We start from the raw sequence: 18,549 nt of genomic DNA, 5'->3' as shown, positions 1-18,549 counted from the left end.
CCTATTAGTCAAGCCCCATTTTTGCAGGATTTAAAATATTGTTCGGATCAAATGCTTTTTTGATGGATTTAAAAAGTGCCATCTCCGCATCTGTAAATGCCATCTTCATATAAGGTGCTTTTGCCAAACCTATGCCGTGTTCGCCTGAGAGTGTTCCGCCCAAATCAATTGTTGCCTGAAACACCTCTTCTATGGCTTTATAGGCAATTTTTACCTGCTCAGGGTCGCTGCCGTCAACCATGACATTTGTATGCACATTTCCGTCACCCGTATGTCCGAAACACGGGATTTTGACATTGTATTTGTCCGCTATTGCATAAAATCTCTCTAGCAGTTCCGGCAGTGCCGAACGGGGCACTGTTACATCTTCATTGAGTTTTTTACTGCCGTAAATGCTGAGTGACGGCGAAGCATTTCGACGGGCAAACCAGATGTCTGCCGCCTCTTTGTCATCTTTTGCCACTTTAAAGTCACTGCATCCGTTTTCACGGAATACTTTTTCAATCTGTGCAAGTTGAAAATCCAGATCATCTTCAAGATTGCCGTCAACATCCGTAACAAGCAAAGCACCCGCATCAACCGGCAGACCTTTATGAAAGGTCTCCTCCACGGCTCGAATCGTCAAATTGTCCAAGAATTCCATCGCAACCGGAGTAATACCGCTTGCCATTGTTTTGTAAACTGCTTCCATTGCCTCATTGACAGTCGGAAAGATTCCCATTGCCGTTTTTGTCATTTTCGGTTTTGGGATGAGTTTGAGCGTGATTTCTGTAAGCACTGCCAAGGTGCCTTCACTCGCGATCAATATTCCGCTTATGTTATACCCTGCCACATCTTTGATGGTTCTTTTTCCTGCTTTTATCACATCACCGTTTGGCAAAACAGCCCGTGTTGCCATGACATAGTCTTTTGTGATTCCATACTTTGCAGCACGCATTCCGCCGGCATTTTCACTCACATTTCCACCGATGGTAGAATAATCCTGACTCGCAGGATCCGGCGGATAAAACAGCCCTACCTCTTCTACTCTCTTTTGCAGGTCCATATTGATCACACCGGGCTGAACAATGGCGACCATATTTTTCATATCTATTTCAAGAATTTTGTTCATATGTTTTTCCATTGCCAGGACAATTCCGCCTTTGCTTGGAAGTGCTCCGCCCGTAAAACCGGAACCGGCACCGCGCGGTACTATAATGATCTGATGTTCATTACAGTACTTGAGTATTTCGCTGACATCTGTTTCATTTCTCGGAAAAATAACCGCATCGGGCTCAAAATGTTCCCGTGTCGCATCATACGAATAGGCAAGCAGATGTGCCTTGTCGCTGTAAATATTCTCTTCTCCTACAATATTTGTAAAATGTTGTAAATGTATTTTATCTATCATCTTATTTTCCTGTTTCAAATTCATCAAGTAAATAATGCAAAGAAGCATCACCGTTTTTTATAATATTATAAAGCTCTTTGTTCGTTTTGTTGTTTGCAACCAACAGTTCATAATAGTGTGGCGCATAACTTTTGAGTCTCGAACTCCCCGCTCCCCACCATGCAGCATCAATGTTGTTGACACGCGTATAAAAAGGAAGATGTACCTTGTCCTGCTTGAGTTTTGCATCACTGATACTCAGGATTTTAAAACTTTTGATGTCGAGCGTATATACTTTTTGATTGAGATATATAAAAAGCAATCCCACACTGCCGGCATCTGCCATCGCTTCAAAGTCCTCTTTTAAAGGTGTCGGATGTCCCCGAAAAGAAAGAACCGTTGCAAAAAGATCCGGATGAATCCATTGTGTCTGCACACTCTTGGCAATTCTATAATAAATCTCTTCATTGGGAGCGATAAGCAGTGAACGGGAGTAGCCAAATGCCAACTCGACCGTATCACCCACTTGCACTTGCCATTTTCCGTGAGGCAGTGCACTGTTTTGCAGAGCAGTAAATGCACTCATTTTGATTGTTGCCGTCTTTGTTTGTGCATTAAAACTCTGCACAACAGCATTTTTAACAATGGCACTGTGTTCAGGGCTAATGTGATGTACAACAAAACCGCTGACACCGACATCTATCTTGTCTGTTTTTATTGTTGCAGTTTCATTTTGATTATCAACTGAGACTACAGGTGATTTTATAACAGCGCCAAAAACTTCCAACGCAAGTATCGTGAATAAAAGTATATATTTCATGTTTCTTCTTTGATTTTTTGTTTATGATTATATCAAACAAACCTCAGACTAAGCCAAAATTTGATAATCTTTGCAAATTATTTATTCTAGGCTTATATTTATGATACGATTTTTCATATTTTTTTTACTGATTACCTCCTCTTTTGCTGCCCATGTGGACAGATACCGGTGGAGTAACGGAGAAACTTATCTGGATTTTTTACAAAATCACAATCTTCCATTGCGACCGCTCTACTACAATCTTGACAAGGATGACCAAAGACTCACAGAGGAGATGCGTGCAGGCATTCATTATCAGATTTTAAAAGATGACAAAGAAGAGATAGAACAGATTTTACTGCCTTTGAATGATGAACTGCAAATCCATATATACAAAGATGACAAAAGCTACAAATTTGAAGCCATTCCCATTATAAGCACAACAAAAACAGAAGCTTTTTACACAACAATAACAAGTTCACCGATGTACAATATTTTAAAAGAAACAGGTTCCAAAAAACTGGCACAAATTTTTGTTGCCAGTTTCAAACACTCATTAAACTTTAAAAACGACATTCGCAAAGGCGATGAACTTGTCATGATTTATGAACAAAAATATCGTCTGGGAGAGCCTTTTTCCATGCCTGCTTTAAAAGTCGCCATGATAGAGATGCATCATAAAAAACACTTTATCTACCTCAACAGTGACGGACGTTATTATGATGAAAAAGCCCATGAAGTCGAAGGATTTTTACTGGCCCGTCCGGTAAGGGGAGCCAGAATATCTTCTTATTTTACAAAAAGGAGATGGCACCCTGTACTGCATAAATGGAAGGCACATTTGGGCGTTGACTATGCTGCAAGACGCGGAACACCGGTTATTGCAGCGGGCAGAGGTGTCATTGTATGGGCTTCAAGAATGGGAAGCTATGGAAATTTGATAAAAATACGCCATGCTGACGGCTATGAAACACGCTATGCCCACTTAAAATCATTCCGCAGGGGTATTCACAGGGGCAAACGTGTAAAAAAAGGGCAGACTATAGGCTATGTCGGCTCTACAGGCCGCTCTACCGGACCACATCTGCATTTTGAACTCAGGAAAAGAGGACGTGCAATCAACCCGCTCAGAGTTGTACAGGTAACGACCAAAAAGCTCAAAGGCAAAGCAAAAAAAGCATTTTTACGATTAAAGAAAAACTATGATGAAAGTGTCAATCTTCACCTCAACAACAAAACAGCCTATAAAAAACGCCCGCCTTTTGAAAACATGTCCTATATTCATCTTTTAAAGGAAAAAAGCAATGGGTAAAATAACTTCCATAAAAGAGCTCAAAGAACCAAATTTTGTCAAACCGGTGGAGATAAACTACACACAAAACGGCAAAGAAAAAAGATGGGAAGCCGTACTTTCGCATGACAGTGTTGCCATACTCCTCTACCATAGACAAAAAGATGCCTTTGTGCTTGTCAAACAGCTTCGCGCTACCGTGCTTAACAAAAATCAAAACAACGGTTACATGTATGAACTCTGTGCCGGCATTGTTGACAAAGAGTGTTCCATAGAACAAATAGCCAAAGAGGAAATTTTGGAAGAGTGCGGATATGATCTTCCTGTGCAAAATCTGGAAAAAATCAGTGCTTTTTACACCAGTGTCGGCATATCGGGGACCTATCAGACACTCTACTATGCCGAAATTGACGAACACATGAAAATAAATGAAGGCGGTGGTCTTGAAGAGGAAGAAATCGAGGTCATTTACATCCCCGTATCTGAAGCAAAAAAGTTTATGTTTGATGAACGCTATCAAAAAACAACCGGTGTTTCTTTGGCTTTTTACTGGTTTTTTGATACAAAAAAAGTCGGCACTAAAGTATGACTTAGAAAAAACTAAATTTTTTTCTGCAGTGCGGGCTTTGCGGCATGAAAGCTCAAAAGATGAAGCAAAGACATCAGTCGGCACTGAAGTACCGATTCCTGGGTCATCCCTCCTCTCGGCATCCAGACTTCAGTCTCAATGCCATTAAGTTAAGCGGCTTTTTCGGAACCCGTACTTCAGTGCGGACTTTGTGTCTTTCAAGACTAAGGCCTAGGTTCCAAAAGAATATCGAACTTTTTTCTTAACTTAATGGCGTTGAGACTTTAGTCTTGGCTTTACTGCATTACAGCCAAAAATCCCTCATATGAACTACCCAAACTCTATGGGGTCCATATCTATTTCTGCCAAAGCCACTTTAGCTTTTTTTACTGCTTTTATGATATCGGTGCTTTTATCAGCCCGCAAAAGTATCTCAAATCTGTACTTGTTCGCCACTTTTTCTATGGCACATTTTTTTGCACCGACAATTTCCACACCTTTGCATGTAAGCAGATTTTCATGCATTTTTCGCATCTGTTCTTGTGCTTTTGCTCCGTTTTTATGGGCAAACAAAATACGACACAGTTTTTTATAAGGCGGGTAAAGTTCTTTTCTGAAAACCTTTTCTTCTTCCAAAAAGTCTTCATATTTTTCTATATATGCTTTGAAAAAATCTTCATTGAAAGTCTGCACAATGACCTTTGCATCTTTTGCCCGTCCGCTTCGTCCGGCTACCTGAATCAAAGAAGCAAGCGCTTTTTCCCGCGCACGGTAATCACCCATGTTCAGCATGTTGTCCATACCCAAAACCACAGCCAAAGTGACTCCGTGATAATCATGCCCTTTTGAGAGCATTTGAGTGCCGACAAGAATATCACTCTCTTTGTCGTTAAAACGCTTTAATGCTTTTTTGAGTTTATTCGCGGTTGTGATGACATCTCTGTCAAACTGTTCTATTTTTGTTTCTGGAAAAATTTCACTTAAAATTTTTGCCGCTTCTGCCGTTCCAAGTCTAGAACTGGACAAATTAGGGCTGCGGCACTCCGGACAGACTTGCGGTATAGCCTGCGTAAAATTACAATAGTGGCATTTAAGTGCGCGTGAATGCTGATGTACGCTCATACCGACACTGCAAAAGGCACATTTTATAGTATGCCCGCAGTCTTGACACTGCAAATATTTAAAATTGGCACGTGTGGGCAAAAAGACAATGGACTGCTCTTTTTTTTCAATAACTTCTTGCAAATTTTTCAGAATCAAAGGCGAAAGAGTTTCCGCACTTTTTTCATATATAAATTTTTTATCTGCACTGAAATGTCCCCCTTTGAGCCTGAAATGAGGAAATTTCACATAAGAGGTCAAAGAGGGTGTCGCACTGCCAAGCACTACGGGAACAGCATATAATTTTCCCATATATATGGCCAGATCTCTTGCATTGTATCTCGGTCTTGAAGATGACTTATAACTCTCATCATGCTCCTCATCTACAACAATGAGTCCCAGATTTTTGACAGGCAAAAAAAGAGCTGAACGGGCACCTGCAATGATTTTTGCTTCACCTGCATATATTTTTTCCAGTGCTTTTTTCTTTGCCAATGGGGTGAGTTTTGAATGCCACATCACAAAATCTTCTCCAAAATGTTCTTTGAGACGTTTGGACATCTGCGGTGTCAGAGAGATTTCAGGCATTAAAAAGATGGATGTTTTTTCTTCTTGAATCATCTGTTCAAAGTATTTCATATAGACTTCTGTTTTTCCGCTGCCTGTATCGCCGAAAAGAAGGGAAACTTTGTGTTGTTTTAAGAAGGTGAGTGCTTTTTCCTGTTTTGATGAAAGTATAATTTTTGAGGTACTTTTTATGTTCTTATGACGTACAGCCCAGACTGAAGTCTGGGTTCCGAGGGCTGCGGCCTCAGTTTCATTTGCATCCGAAACCGGTACTTCAGTGCCGGCTGATTTATGCGGCAATATTAAAGCCAAAGCATCTCCGAGTGAGCAGATATAATAAGAGGCTATAAACTTTGCCAGAATGAGCTGTTTGTCTGAAAAACAAAATGCACTCACTTCCAAAATTTCATGTGTTTTAAAATCAGGCTGTTTACATGTAGCAATAACAACGCCGTTTACTACTCTGTTTCTTACATGTACAGTGACACGGGTGCCGATTTCTATCTCTTGTTCTGAGTGATAGGTAAACTCACCAAGTGGTGAACCTATGAGTGCTATATTGTAGTAATTTATACGCAAATTTAAAAAGATTTATTTACACTATATGATACAGTACTAACTATCAATTTCGATTATTTGTTTTGTTCCGTATATTATTGTAGCTGCAAAAAGAACTGCTACTGCTACAATTGCAATTGTTGCCAAATCCATTTTATAAATCCTCTAATTTTTTTATATTTTTATGAATAGCTTTTGTAAGTATAAGAAATAAAATTAATAGCATTAATACTAATGCAATCCCAAACCAAAATAGCAAATGTATATTAGCAGTCACATATAATTTTGAAATTCCGGCTCCTATAGTCAAGATAATTGCCACAACTATATTCAAATAATTTTTTAATGCCCCTATGTGTTCTTTTATTTCATCTATTTTAGCTATTAATCATTATACATTACGCTTTGTTAATTTCTAATTAAGCTCACCAGATAGTTATTTTCTACAGTATTTTAATTTACCAGTTCATTACAGATCGTATCTTGATCTGCATTTAAACCAAATCTACCTGTTGTAGGGCTATAGGTAAACGCACAATCTTTACCGCCGATTTTGTAGACATAATGTAAATAAGGCGGAGCATCGTCTGTTGTACTCCAATGTCCGTCAGTATCGCCGGCAGTTACACCGTACATCAGCAACTCTCTTGTTCCGTTTCCGTCAAAAAGAGTTGTACTGTTTTGACTCAAACCCGATATATAATCCGGATCGCCTTGAATAATATGTGCCTGTCTGTCTGTAATTATAGCAGAGCGTATAGAGGCAATATCTGCACGTCCTTTGCTTATCTGGGCATCTGTTCTTGTTGCAGCAAACTTTGGAATAGCAACTGCCGCCAAAATTCCAAGAACAACAATGACAAAGACAAGTTCTATCATTGTAAAAGCGCTGTGTAACGGATTCCCTTGGGGTGTATATTTTGATTTCTTCATATACATATAACCTTTCATCAATAAGTAACAGATGTTCCGCGGAGTTTCATAGGGTATTGCGTGGCATCTATTGCACTTTGCAGTGCTGTACAGAGTGTATCACTGCCGGCATTACCAAAAGAGAGTGTTAAATTATCATCATTTGGACCTGTCTGTATCTGTATTGTAGCACAATCATTTACAGAACCGACTTTAAAAACTGCTTTCTTATCGGCGATAGAGACATTGGCTTCTCCACTGCTTTCCAAAGAAGCGATAGCATTGGACATTACAGACAAATTATTTTCAGTTTTTGCTTTACTCATTGCATACGAAGCAATTTCAGATGCCCCTGTCATTATACTCATTGCCATTTTAGAGACTTCAGCATCTCCTCTTGTTGCAGAGAGTTTTGGAATTGCAACAGCTGCCAAAATACCTAAAATAACAATGACGAAAACCAATTCAATCATTGTAAAAGCGCTGTGAAACGAATGTTTCTGAGATTTATTTTTCATCACTATTTATTCCTTGATAATATAAAACAACCGGATTTGTTTATAGTATCATAATTTTTATTATTTTTGTTTTAAAGTAATAATATTGTTATATCAGAGAATTTTTGAAACAAAGAATTTGAGGAAAAATTTTAAAGTTTTTTGCAGGTATTCCCAAGCAAGAACTTGGGAATACCTTAAAGTTATATATTAATATTCGAATCTAGCAAATACTAATATGTTACATTAGAACCGCCAAATGTATGAGTACCATTTAAGTCTTTTTCTCCTGCTAAACTAACAGCACGCGTACAATAAGTGTCAGATGCACCAGAACTTGAAACTGTTAAAGTACCATTTGCATCAGCACTTACAGTAAAACAATTAAGTTGAGAACATGCATTAGAAGATGTATTTATATCTGTTATATTACCATCAGCAGTATATTCACTTCCTGCATCAGAAATACATGTTGCAAGATTTGATACTTCTGTAGAAACTTTTGCATCATCACGCGTTGCTGAAAGTTTTGGAATGGCAACTGCTGCCAAAATACCTAAAATAACGATAACGAAGATCAATTCGATCATTGTAAAACCAGCTCTTTTCATAAGAACTCCTTATATTTTTAAAAATTGGATTACACTAGTAATCTTAGTAAACATTATGGACCTATTTTCATTAAAGTTTGCTTAATCTGATTGTTTTTAATTTAAAAGACGCATGGTCCGCACTAAAGTACGGATTCCGGGAGGGAATGATTTAGGAACCGGTATTTTAATGCCGGCTGATAAAATATTTGGAATAAAAGTTGCTTATTATCTGTTATTACATGTAAACAAGGAGTCATTGATGAGCATTGAAATTTCCAAAACCCATTCTCTTTTAACGAAAGCGATGGACTATCGTGTTGCACGTCAGGATATGATAGCATCAAATATTGCCAATGCGGACACGCCTTATTACAAACCGAGAGATATCAGCTTTGAAGATGCTTTGATTGCACAAAAAAATGCCCTTTATCAGGACAATACACATCAGTTGAAAATGGCTCGTACCAATGCCAATCATTTGGCGCCAAAAGAAGAGACAAGCGATCTCAAACCCACACTCTTTTTCAGAGACGGACATATGGCTCGCAATGACGGCAACTCTGTCGATATAGATGTAGAAACAACCGAAATGAGCAAGAACTCCATTATGTTTAATGCCATTGTCATGGCAGCCAAAAAAGATGCAGGCATTTTCAAAAGTGTCATAGATGCTTCAGCAAAAGTAAATTAAGGATAGACAACCATGAGTAACTTTCTCAACAGTTTTGATATCAGCGGATACGGACTCTCAGCCCAAAGAGTCCGTGTCAATGTCATTTCAAGCAATATAGCCAATGCCCAGACAACAAGAACAGAAGAAGGCGGACCCTATCGTCGCAAAGAGGTTGTTTTTAAAGCAGTAAACTTTAATGATGTATACAACAAAGCCCTGGGTGAGACTGCACAAAGTGCCAAATATCAAGACCCTTTGAATGAAGGACAATTTGGACAAAAGGTAAATCCTGCTATAATGAGTGTAGTAGTTGACAAAATTGTAAGAGACGACAGCAAACCTCTTATGAAATTTGAGCCAAACAACCCGGATGCAGATGCAAACGGATATGTGGCATATCCAAATATTAATCCTGTTGTGGAAATGTCCGATTTGGTAGAGGCAACACGCTCCTACCAGGCAAATGTTGCGGCATTTCAAAGTGCAAAGGATATGGCAAACGCTGCCATATCACTGTTACAGTAAAAAAGGAAGTGAGAGATTATGAACAACATTAATAATATTTCCGGTGCTTCAACAGCAGACCTTTTAAAACAAAAAGGCAGTACTGAAAAAACCGGTGGCGAAGCTTTTGCTCAGCAGTTAAAATCAGCCCTCAATGAGGTTAATGAGATTCAAAAAGAGAGCGAAGAAGCTATAGCCGATTTGGCAACAGGCCAGGTAAAAGATCTCCATCAGGCAGCTCTTGCAATCGGCAAAGCAGAAACAAGTATGAAACTTATGTTAGAGATTCGAAACAAAGCATTAAATGCCTACAAAGAGATTGGCAGAACACAATTATAATCTGCCTCTGCACATAATAACTTCATGCTAAACCGTAACAAAAGTAAAAAAATATTCCTTCTTTATGTCCTTATTTCTCTTGCTTTTGCGGTTTTTTTAAGCGTTATGCTTCTCACTGCCACAAAATCACGCCGTATGCCCTCTTTGTATGCAACAGAAAGCTCAAAAGCACAACGTGGCAGTATCATCAGTGCAGACGGTTTTCACATAGCTACAACAAAAAAACTCTATAAAGCAGTTGTCAATACCAGATACATCGACCCTGATAAAAAAGAGTTGTTTGTCAAGCTTTTCAGTATTTACTCAGGTATGACACCAAAGGCCATTGAAAAAAGACTCTCCAAACGCAAAGGTGTTGTCGTTTTGAGTTATAATGTGCCACAAATAAAAGCACATTATCTCAAAACACTCGCGAGAGAACTGCGACGCTTTAAAGTATTTTTAGAGTTAAAAAACCCGGCAACAGGGCTTCGTTCTGTGCATGGGCTCAGCATACTTGAGAGCGGGGAAAGCCGGGAGTATCCTTATGGAACCCTGCTTACTCCTGTTATAGGCTATCCGCATAAAATAGAAGAAGACGGATATACCTCCATCAAAGGAGTCAAAGGACTTGAAAAAAGATTTGACAACGAACTCTCACCCAGACAGGACGGCTACAGCAGAGGCAAACGTGATGTAAACAGCTACATTATTTTAAATAAAGAAAGCTTTACCAAACCAAAAATAAACGGGCTTGACATTAAACTGACCATTCCGGTTTCTTTTCAAATACGCATAGAAAAGATGCTTGACAGTATGAAAAAAGAACTCCGTGCAAAAGAGGTTATGATTGCTATTATGGACTCCAAAACAGGTGATGTCTATGCTATAGCCAGTTCCAACAGATATTTGCCAAAAAAGATTAGACGCAGGGACTATCCCTCTCTCAACAGTTCTATGATAGAGTACAGTTTTGAGCCGGGAAGTGTTCTGAAACCTATCACTTTTGCCCTGCTCCTGGAACACAAACTTGTGAATCCCTATGATTTGGTAAACGGACATAACGGACGCTTTAAAATAGGGAGAAAAGTTATTACTGACGAGCACAGATTTGACTGGCTTTCGGCTGAGAATGTTATAGTCTACTCTTCAAATATCGGTATAGCCCAACTGGCACAAAGACTCTCCGGGTATGACTTTTATCAAGGGCTGAAAAAATTTGGCTTTGCAAGCAAATCCACACCTGATTTGATTTATGAAAGAAAAGGTTCTGTTCCAAGTGCCAAACGGCTTGAAAATGAAATATACAAAGCTACCTGTGCCTATGGTTACGGCATCCGTGCAAATCTTATGCAACTGCTCCGTGCCTACAGTGCTTTTAACAATAACGGGCGCATGGTAAAACCTAAACTTGTCAAAAGTTTTATAGATGAACACGGCACTGTAAAAGAACTCGGTTATGAGGAGAGTGTGCAGGTTATAAAAAGTGCAACTGCCAAAAGAATGAATAAAATTTTACTCAAAACCGTAAATGAAGGCACCGGGAAAAAAGCCATCACAAAAGGATTGCAAATCGGTGGAAAAACAGGAACTGCGCACATTGTTGAAAAAGGACAGTATGTAAGGAAATACAACACCGCTTTTATGGGATTCGCCAATGACAAAAAGCACAAATACACTATAGGTGTCATTGTTATACAGCCTAAAAAAAGCCAGTTTGCAGCCCAAACTGCTGTTCCTGTCTTTAAAAAAGCGGTTGATATTATGATAGAAGAGGGTTATTTAGAGCCAAATATTGTCAAGTAGCCTTGTTTCACCTACAATCACTTCTACAAGAATAACAGTATTTCCGATTTCTACTTTCTTTATTACTTCAAAGTCACGATTAAGTACTTCTACATATTTTACTTCCAAAGGAGACAAGATAGCGTGCATCTCCTCTTTAATTTTTACTGTATCCAAAATATTTTTACTGATTAGCTTTGAAGCTGCATATAATGACTTTGGAATTTTTAAGGCTTCTTCCCTTTGTGCTTTTGAAAGATATACATTTCTGCTGCTGAGTGCCAGTCCATCATTATCGCGAACGATATCTACAGGAACAATTTCAACATCCATGAAAAACTGTTTTACCATAAGACTGATGAGATTAAGTTGTTGTGCATCTTTTTTTCCAAAGTAGGCTCTTGTCGGGGAGACAATATTGAGCAGTTTCATAACAACTCTCAAAACACCGCTGAAATGCCCCGGTCTTGTTGCCCCTTCTAAAACATATCCACGTACATTAGGCGCACAGATTTTCACTTCATCCTTACTGTATATATCTGAAGCAGTTGGGAAAAAAAGAATATCTACGCCTGCCAATTCACATATTTTCTTATCAGCATCATCTTTTTTCGGATATTTGTCTAAATCTTCACCTGCCAAAAACTGTGCAGGATTGACAAAGACAGAAACTACCACTGTTTCATTCTCTTGTCTTGCGCGTTTTATCAAAGCAATATGCCCTTCATGCAAAGCACCCATGGTAGGCACAAAACCTACGGTTTTATTTTCATCTTTTAAGTATTGTTTTAATGCCAAAGGATTTGATATAATCTTCATTTTAAGCCCTGATATAATATAATCGCAATTATAACAAATTTAATGCCCCTAAGTGATGGAATATGGATAACTACGAATACACAGAACTTTTAAAAAATATTGATGCAAAAATGAAAAACATTACCGAGGTTGTCGAACCGGAAAAAATCCACAAGAGACTCAAAGAGATTGAGACTATGGAAAATGACCAGGATTTTTGGAACGATGCTGCTTATGCCGCCAAAATACAAAAAGAAAAAACTCAGCTTCAAAGAAAACTTGACAAATACAATACTGCCAAAAATGCTGTTGATGACGCAAAAGAACTTTATGAAATGGCTAAAGAAGAGAATGATACAGAATCACTCGAAGCACTTTACGAAGATGCGCCAAATTTGGAAAAACAGATTCGTGATATGGAAATTGAAGTCCTGCTAAGCGGTGAAACCGATGCCAACAATGCCATTCTTTCTATTCATCCCGGTGCCGGAGGAACAGAGTCCCAGGACTGGGCAGAGATGCTGCTGAGAATGTATAAACGCTGGGCAGAGCGGCGCGGTTTCAAAGTAGAAGTTTTGGATTACCAGGCAGGAGATGAAGCAGGCATCAAAGATGTCTCCATACTTATAAAGGGGGAGAATGCCTATGGGTATCTCAAGGTTGAAAACGGTATTCACAGACTTGTAAGAATTTCACCGTTTGATTCCAATGCCAAACGTCATACCTCTTTTGCCTCTGTTATGGTCTCTCCCGAAATTGATGATGATATAGACATTACCATAGAAGACAAAGACATACGCATTGACACCTACCGCTCAAGCGGTGCGGGCGGACAGCATGTTAACAAAACCGAATCTGCCATACGCCTAACCCATATCGCCACAGGTGTTGTCGTACAGTGCCAAAATGACAGAAGCCAGCACAAAAACAAAGCAACAGCCATGAAAATGCTCAAATCCCGCCTCTATGAATTAGAACTTGAAGAACAAAAAGCAAAAGAAGCAGGTATCGCCAAAAGTGAAATAGGCTGGGGGCATCAGATACGCTCCTATGTTATGCAGCCTTACCAGCAAATCAAAGACACAAGAAGCAATGAAGCCTACTCTAATGTTTCTGGTATCCTTGACGGAGATATTGATACAATGATTGAGGGTGTTTTAATAGCTATGAACCGTACTTAGTCTTGCTCTTTTTTTATAAAACTGTAGCCTAGAAACAATACTCCAAGCAGCATTGCAAAAATCGTAAGATACTTTTTTTGCTGTTGCTGTGCACTTACTAAAGACTCCCTGAAAGTGGCTATGTCCGGTTTAGCTTTTTTTACACCTGGCACATGCCCTGAAACACTGGCTTCAATTCTTGCAACATTGGCTGCAGCTACCTCATTTGCACTCATTGCGATTTTGGGTGTCGTCAAAAAATGTACTGCAAAACCGATAAAAAACATGAATATGCCAACTGACCTTAAAATAACAATCTTATGTTTTAAAAAAAATTCCATCTTCTCTCTTTTTCTTTTGCTGTTTCTAAAGCAAATTATGTCAAAATCCCGGTATGAATCTACTTAAAGAATTTTTACTTGATGATACGTGCTCCTATCTGAGCGGCAAAAAACAAACTACACACTATAAAGTGATCAACAACTGTGACTCCAAATCTTGTGAAGCCCTGATTGAACGAGGATACCGTCGTTTTGGAAAAATGTACTTTAGACCCATATGCACTGCATGTACAGAATGCCAGAGTATTAAAATTGATGTAGAAAACTATGCATTCGGCAAATCTGCAAAAAGAGTTATCAAAAAATCCAAAGATATTACTTCTTACATTCAGGTACCGAGTGTAACCCAGGAGCACCTTGAACTGTTTGAAAAGTATCATCTTTATATGCATGATAAAAAAGGGTGGGACTACTCTGCGACAACTGCACAGCACTACTATAACTCTTTTGTCACAGGCCATGCTGACTTTGGCTATGAAGTACTGTATTATGATCAGGAAAAGCTCATTGCAGTAGATTTGATAGATATTCTTGAAAACGGAATATCATCAATCTATTTTTATTATGATCCTGATTATGCCCAATACTCTTTAGGTAAACTCTCCCTGTATAACCAGATAAAATATGCTAAAAATACAAACAAAAAATGGATATATTTGGGGTACTATGTAGAAGGATGCCCTTCTCTTTCTTATAAAGCCCAGTATACTCCTTACCTCACGCTTCAAGGCAGACCGCACGAACACGAAAAATTTATATGGTCTTAGAGAGCTCTTTTTTTTGTTCTTCTCTAATTTGTAACTTTTTCTTTTGCACTTCTTTGTTAAGTTGCTCTTCCAGTTTTTGCTGTTCGAGTTTGTCTTTTTTTCTGATTCTTTGAATTTTTTCCAATTCTCGTTCTTTTTTTCGTTGCAGCAGGCTTTTTTTACGCTCTTTTTTTGCCTGTAGTTTTTTATCTTCATCCAAATATTTTTGTATTATTCCTGTTGTATTGACATCATCAGAATGTGCAAAATAGTAATCGAGTATCTTGCTTTTACTTCTTTTTTCATCAATCAGTCCGCTGTTTGCCAGTTTTGTAAAAAGTTTTGAATTTTCATTTTCGATTGCCAAATCCAAATTTCTTTTGACAGAGCGTACAAAAAAATCATTTGTTCGTGAAAGTTCTCTTAATCTGTTTAGATAGCGCATCTTGTCTTTAACCGCTCCCTCATCCAATGAAAAACCCTCTTTTTTCAACTTTTTGACAGCAGTAGCATACTCTTGTATTTTCTTTTCGTACGGTGCGTACTCATCTATATTTGCAAGCTTCTGAATTTTATCTACATTATTGTAAACAATATCACCAAGCGCAGAAAAAGCTTTTGGATTTTGTGCCGCAAGCAGTGTAACGAGTATAAGTAAAAGTAGTATTTTATGCATTCAAATCAGCCTGAAAAATTTTTACCATTATAACAGAATTTTATTTTTAAAAGAAGAAAGACTCCTCTCTCGTTAAAGAGAGAAGAAAGGAGAATTTGTGACGAAAATACTATCCGTTACGTTTTTTCTGAATCTCTTCAGCTATATTTCTTGGAACTTCTTCATAATGATCAAATTCCATTGCATATGTTGCACGTCCCTGAGTTGCAGAACGAAGGTCGGTTGAGTAACCGAACATTTCGGCAAGTGGAACAAAAGCATCAATAATTTTGTTACCGGCACGGTCACTCATATTGTTTACCTGTCCGCGTCTACGGTTCAAGTCACCGATAACATCACCCATATACTCTTCAGGAACTTCAACTTCAACTTTCATCATCGGCTCAAGTATAGCAGCATCTGCTTTACGACAGGCTTCTTTAAATCCCATTGAAGCAGCGAGTTTAAACGCCATTTCATTTGAATCCACATCATGGTAAGAACCGTCATACAGTGTAACATCAATATCTTCCATAGGATAACCCGCAAGAACACCTGCCTGCATCGCTTCTTCACAACCTTTTTCAACAGCAGGAATATATTCTCTTGGAACAGTTCCCCCTTTGATTTCGTTGTGAAATACAAAACCAGAATCAGGCTCACCCGGCTTCACTTTCAAGAATACATGACCAAACTGACCACGACCGCCAGACTGTTTTGCATACTTGTATTCCTGGTTGACTTCTTTCTTGATTGTTTCACGGTAAGAAACCTGCGGAGCACCGACTTCTGCTTCAACTTTGAATTCACGTTTCATTCTGTCAACAAGAATTTCAAGGTGTAACTCACCCATTCCTGAAATAATAGTCTGACCTGTTTCATCATCAGTGTGTACTCTGAAAGACGGATCTTCCGCAGCAAGTTTACCTAGAGCAATACCCATTTTTTCCTGGTCAGCTTTTGTTTTTGGCTCAACCGCAACAGAGATAACCGGCTCAGGGAAATCCATTCTTTCCAGTACAACTTTCTCAGCAGGATCACATAAAGTATCACCGGTAGTTGTTGATTTTAGTCCGACAACGGCACCGATTTCACCGGCATATATCTCTTTGATCTCTTCACGCTTGATAGCATGCATTTTCAAGATACGGCCGATACGCTCTTTTTTGTCTTTTGTCGTGTTGTGTACGTACGAGCCTGATTCTAAAGAACCGCGGTATACACGGATAAATGTAAGAACACCCACAAACGGGTCAGTCATAATTTTGAAAGCAAGTGAAGCAAAAGGGCCGTCATCAGTTGATTCAACAACAACTTCTTTTTCTTCATCATCCATCATAGTACCCATGATTGGCGGTGCTTCAACCGGTGAAGGAAGATAGTCAACAACAGCGTCAAGCAGAGTCTGAACACCTTTGTTTTTAAATGCAGTACCCGGAGTCATCGGAACAACAGCCATGCCGATTGTTGCAGATTTGATAGCCGCTTTGATCTCTTCTTCAGAAATTTCTTCGCCTTCAAGGAATTTTTCAGCAAAATCATCATTGCCTTCAACTTCAGCTAAAGTCTCAAGCATTTTTTCTCTGTATTCGTCTGCAATTTCCTGTAACTCAGGACGAATATCCTGTACATGGTAGTTTGAACCCATCGCAGCATCTTCATCCCAGACAATCTCTTTCATTTTAACTAAATCAACAACACCTTCAAACTTGTCTTCAGCACCGATAGGCAGCTGAAAAGGCATAGGATTCCCTTTAAGACGATCACGAATCTGACGCTCAACTTCATAAAAGTCTGCACCTGTTCTGTCCATTTTGTTTACAAAAACGATAGACGGAACTTTATAACGGTTACGTTGTCTCCAAACTGTTTCTGATTGTGGTTGTACCCCACCAACAGCACAGAATACTGAAACAGCACCGTCAAGTACACGCATAGAACGCTCAACTTCAATAGTAAAGTCAACGTGGCCCGGAGTATCGATAATATTTATCTGTTTTCCGTTCCACTCACAGGTAGTCGCAGCAGAAGTAATCGTAATACCACGCTCCTGCTCTTGTTCCATCCAGTCCATAGTAGCAGCCCCGTCATGGACCTCACCGATTTTATGCTCAACACCAGTATAGAAAAGAATTCTTTCTGTTGTTGTCGTTTTACCCGCATCAATATGTGCAGCAATACCGATGTTTCTTACATCTTCTAATTTATGACTTCTTGGCATATGTTATCCTGTTACCATCTGTAATGAGCAAATGCTTTATTAGCTTCTGCCATTTTATATGTATCTTCTTTTTTCTTAAATGCTGAACCTTTGTCTGATGCAGCATCCATGAATTCATTTGCCAATCTCTCAGCCATTGTTCTTTCATTACGTTTACGAGCTGCATCAACCAACCATCTGATTGCAAGAGACTGCTGACGCACCGGGCGTACTTCTACTGGAACTTGATAAGTAGCACCACCGACACGGCGACTTTTAACCTCTATAATAGGTTTGATATTCTCAATAGCTTCATTAAATGTATCTATTCCTGATTTTTCTCCACGAGAGCTAATGATATCCATTGCACTGTAGATGATTTTTTCAGCTGTAGATTTTTTACCATCTAACATAATTTTATTTATAAATTTCGTTAAAATTTTGCTTCCATAAACTGGATCTGGCATAATTTCACGAACGGGAGCTTTTCTTCTTCTCATTTGTAATTTTCCTTACTTCAATTTGTATTCTTCAAATTTACTCAAAATTAATCACTAAAGATTAATCCTGTAGCTATTGAATTTATATATTAAAAAAATAATCTCAGATTATTTTTTCGGTTTCTTAGTTCCGTATTTAGAACGGGCAACCATACGGTTAGCAACACCGGCAGTATCAAGTGCACCACGAACGATGTGATACTTCACACCAGGTAAATCTTTAATACGACCACCACGTACAAGTACGATAGAGTGTTCTTGAAGGTTGTGACCTTCACCACCGATATATGAGATAACTTCAAAACCGGAAGTCAGTCTGACTTTCGCAACTTTTCTTAAAGCCGAGTTAGGTTTTTTAGGTGTAGTTGTGTAAACACGTGTACATACACCACGACGCTGTGGACATGAGTCAAGAGCAGGTGATTTTGATTTTTTAATCACACGTTTACGCTCTTTACGAATCAATTGATTGATTGTAGGCATACAATTCCTTTTTACTTAATTTTTTTCCAGTAGAATAAAATTCTCTTTTACTTTATCTATAATGAGCAAAAGCCCATTATAACGGCAGAGACAAATGTCCCTGCAACCCCCTAAAGCTACAAAAAACAAAG

Annotated in this window: 20 protein-coding genes; 8 read left to right on the top strand and 12 right to left on the bottom strand. The window is 38.7% G+C overall.

From position 1 onward, the window contains the following. Positions 1–4: 4 nt before the first annotated feature. Both MLC52_RS01700 and MLC52_RS01695 read right to left on the bottom strand, forming a co-directional pair. The gene (locus tag MLC52_RS01700) at positions 5–1,390 is read right to left on the bottom strand and encodes an FAD-linked oxidase C-terminal domain-containing protein (protein WP_151901129.1); all 1,386 of its coding nucleotides are present in this window, start codon (positions 1,388–1,390) and stop codon (positions 5–7) included. 1 nt (position 1,391) lies between these two features. Next, complete coding sequence (locus MLC52_RS01695) at positions 1,392–2,189, bottom strand: plasminogen-binding N-terminal domain-containing protein (protein ID WP_346389260.1); 798 nt, start codon at positions 2,187–2,189, stop codon at positions 1,392–1,394. A gap of 100 nt (positions 2,190–2,289) precedes the next feature. On the opposite strand from MLC52_RS01695, the gene MLC52_RS01690 reads away from it, so the two are divergent. Together MLC52_RS01690 and MLC52_RS01685 are read left to right on the top strand one after the other, a co-directional pair. Further along, positions 2,290–3,480 carry a peptidoglycan DD-metalloendopeptidase family protein gene (locus MLC52_RS01690; protein ID WP_434580996.1) on the top strand — a complete coding sequence of 397 codons (1,191 nt, stop codon included), beginning with the start codon at positions 2,290–2,292 and terminating at the stop codon, positions 3,478–3,480. Then, the gene (locus tag MLC52_RS01685; RefSeq protein WP_346389258.1) at positions 3,473–4,048 is read left to right on the top strand and encodes an NUDIX domain-containing protein; all 576 of its coding nucleotides are present in this window, start codon (positions 3,473–3,475) and stop codon (positions 4,046–4,048) included. The genes MLC52_RS01690 and MLC52_RS01685 overlap by 8 nt, the downstream gene beginning before the upstream one ends. A 309-nt stretch (positions 4,049–4,357) precedes the next feature. On the opposite strand, the gene MLC52_RS01680 is transcribed toward MLC52_RS01685, so the two are convergent. The 4 genes from MLC52_RS01680 to MLC52_RS01665 all read right to left on the bottom strand — a co-directional run bounded on the left by MLC52_RS01680 (position 4,358) and on the right by MLC52_RS01665 (position 8,273). Continuing rightward, on the bottom strand, positions 4,358–6,268 hold the full coding sequence (locus MLC52_RS01680) for a primosomal protein N' (RefSeq protein ID WP_434581616.1): 1,911 nt from the start codon (positions 6,266–6,268) through the stop codon (positions 4,358–4,360). Between the two features lie 438 nt (positions 6,269–6,706). After that, positions 6,707–7,186, bottom strand: coding sequence for a type II secretion system protein (locus MLC52_RS01675; RefSeq protein WP_434580994.1), 480 nt, complete (start codon positions 7,184–7,186; stop codon positions 6,707–6,709). A gap of 17 nt (positions 7,187–7,203) precedes the next feature. Then, the gene (locus MLC52_RS01670; protein WP_434580992.1) at positions 7,204–7,683 is read right to left on the bottom strand and encodes a type II secretion system protein; all 480 of its coding nucleotides are present in this window, start codon (positions 7,681–7,683) and stop codon (positions 7,204–7,206) included. A 212-nt stretch (positions 7,684–7,895) separates the two neighbouring features. Beyond that, positions 7,896–8,273, bottom strand: coding sequence for a type II secretion system protein (locus MLC52_RS01665; protein WP_434580990.1), 378 nt, complete (start codon positions 8,271–8,273; stop codon positions 7,896–7,898). A 241-nt stretch (positions 8,274–8,514) separates the two neighbouring features. Between MLC52_RS01665 and flgB the strand changes: the two genes are divergently transcribed. Genes flgB through MLC52_RS01645 form a run of 4 tightly spaced genes read left to right on the top strand, consistent with a single transcriptional unit; the run spans position 8,515 to position 11,556 of the window. Further along, positions 8,515–8,946 (top strand): flagellar basal body rod protein FlgB, encoded by a 432-nt coding sequence (flgB, locus tag MLC52_RS01660; protein ID WP_346389570.1) that lies wholly within the window; start codon positions 8,515–8,517, stop codon positions 8,944–8,946. 12 nt (positions 8,947–8,958) lie between these two features. After that, complete coding sequence (gene flgC, locus MLC52_RS01655; RefSeq protein WP_193151109.1) at positions 8,959–9,453, top strand: flagellar basal body rod protein FlgC; 495 nt, start codon at positions 8,959–8,961, stop codon at positions 9,451–9,453. A gap of 18 nt (positions 9,454–9,471) precedes the next feature. Continuing rightward, positions 9,472–9,771, top strand: coding sequence for a flagellar hook-basal body complex protein FliE (gene fliE / locus MLC52_RS01650; protein WP_151901138.1), 300 nt, complete (start codon positions 9,472–9,474; stop codon positions 9,769–9,771). A gap of 24 nt (positions 9,772–9,795) precedes the next feature. After that, complete coding sequence (locus MLC52_RS01645; protein WP_346389253.1) at positions 9,796–11,556, top strand: peptidoglycan D,D-transpeptidase FtsI family protein; 1,761 nt, start codon at positions 9,796–9,798, stop codon at positions 11,554–11,556. Here MLC52_RS01645 and panC read toward each other — a convergent pair. Beyond that, positions 11,533–12,354: a pantoate--beta-alanine ligase gene (gene panC, locus MLC52_RS01640; protein WP_346389252.1), complete on the bottom strand. Its 822-nt coding sequence runs from the start codon at positions 12,352–12,354 to the stop codon at positions 11,533–11,535. The genes MLC52_RS01645 and panC overlap by 24 nt on opposite strands. A 62-nt stretch (positions 12,355–12,416) precedes the next feature. Here panC and prfB point away from each other — a divergent pair, with 62 nt between their 5' ends. Further along, positions 12,417–13,514, top strand: a complete 1,098-nt coding sequence (gene prfB, locus MLC52_RS01635; protein WP_346389251.1) for a peptide chain release factor 2 — start codon at positions 12,417–12,419, stop codon at positions 13,512–13,514. On the opposite strand, the gene MLC52_RS01630 is transcribed toward prfB, so the two are convergent. Then, complete coding sequence (locus MLC52_RS01630; protein WP_434580988.1) at positions 13,511–13,834, bottom strand: hypothetical protein; 324 nt, start codon at positions 13,832–13,834, stop codon at positions 13,511–13,513. The two genes, prfB and MLC52_RS01630, sit on opposite strands and share 4 nt — an antisense overlap. Positions 13,835–13,887: 53 nt before the next feature. Between MLC52_RS01630 and MLC52_RS01625 the strand changes: the two genes are divergently transcribed. Beyond that, positions 13,888–14,601: an arginyltransferase gene (locus tag MLC52_RS01625; RefSeq protein ID WP_346389249.1), complete on the top strand. Its 714-nt coding sequence runs from the start codon at positions 13,888–13,890 to the stop codon at positions 14,599–14,601. Here the strand turns inward: MLC52_RS01625 and MLC52_RS01620 are convergent. The 4 genes from MLC52_RS01620 to rpsL all read right to left on the bottom strand — a co-directional run bounded on the left by MLC52_RS01620 (position 14,588) and on the right by rpsL (position 18,418). After that, positions 14,588–15,256 carry a hypothetical protein gene (locus tag MLC52_RS01620; protein WP_151901144.1) on the bottom strand — a complete coding sequence of 223 codons (669 nt, stop codon included), beginning with the start codon at positions 15,254–15,256 and terminating at the stop codon, positions 14,588–14,590. The genes MLC52_RS01625 and MLC52_RS01620 overlap by 14 nt on opposite strands. Positions 15,257–15,365: 109 nt before the next feature. Beyond that, complete coding sequence (gene fusA / locus MLC52_RS01615; protein WP_151901145.1) at positions 15,366–17,456, bottom strand: elongation factor G; 2,091 nt, start codon at positions 17,454–17,456, stop codon at positions 15,366–15,368. Positions 17,457–17,467: 11 nt separating this feature from the next. Continuing rightward, on the bottom strand, positions 17,468–17,935 hold the full coding sequence (rpsG, locus tag MLC52_RS01610; RefSeq protein ID WP_226067598.1) for a 30S ribosomal protein S7: 468 nt from the start codon (positions 17,933–17,935) through the stop codon (positions 17,468–17,470). 108 nt (positions 17,936–18,043) lie between these two features. Beyond that, positions 18,044–18,418 (bottom strand): 30S ribosomal protein S12, encoded by a 375-nt coding sequence (gene rpsL / locus MLC52_RS01605; protein WP_151901147.1) that lies wholly within the window; start codon positions 18,416–18,418, stop codon positions 18,044–18,046. Positions 18,419–18,549 lie beyond the last annotated feature (131 nt).

This window comes from Sulfurimonas sp. NW15, assembly GCF_051132285.1.
GTDB classification, from domain to species: Bacteria; Campylobacterota; Campylobacteria; order Campylobacterales; family Sulfurimonadaceae; genus Sulfurimonas; species Sulfurimonas hydrogeniphila.
Note: the sequence above shows the minus strand (reverse complement) of the source record. Positions and strands in the feature narration are given on the sequence as shown.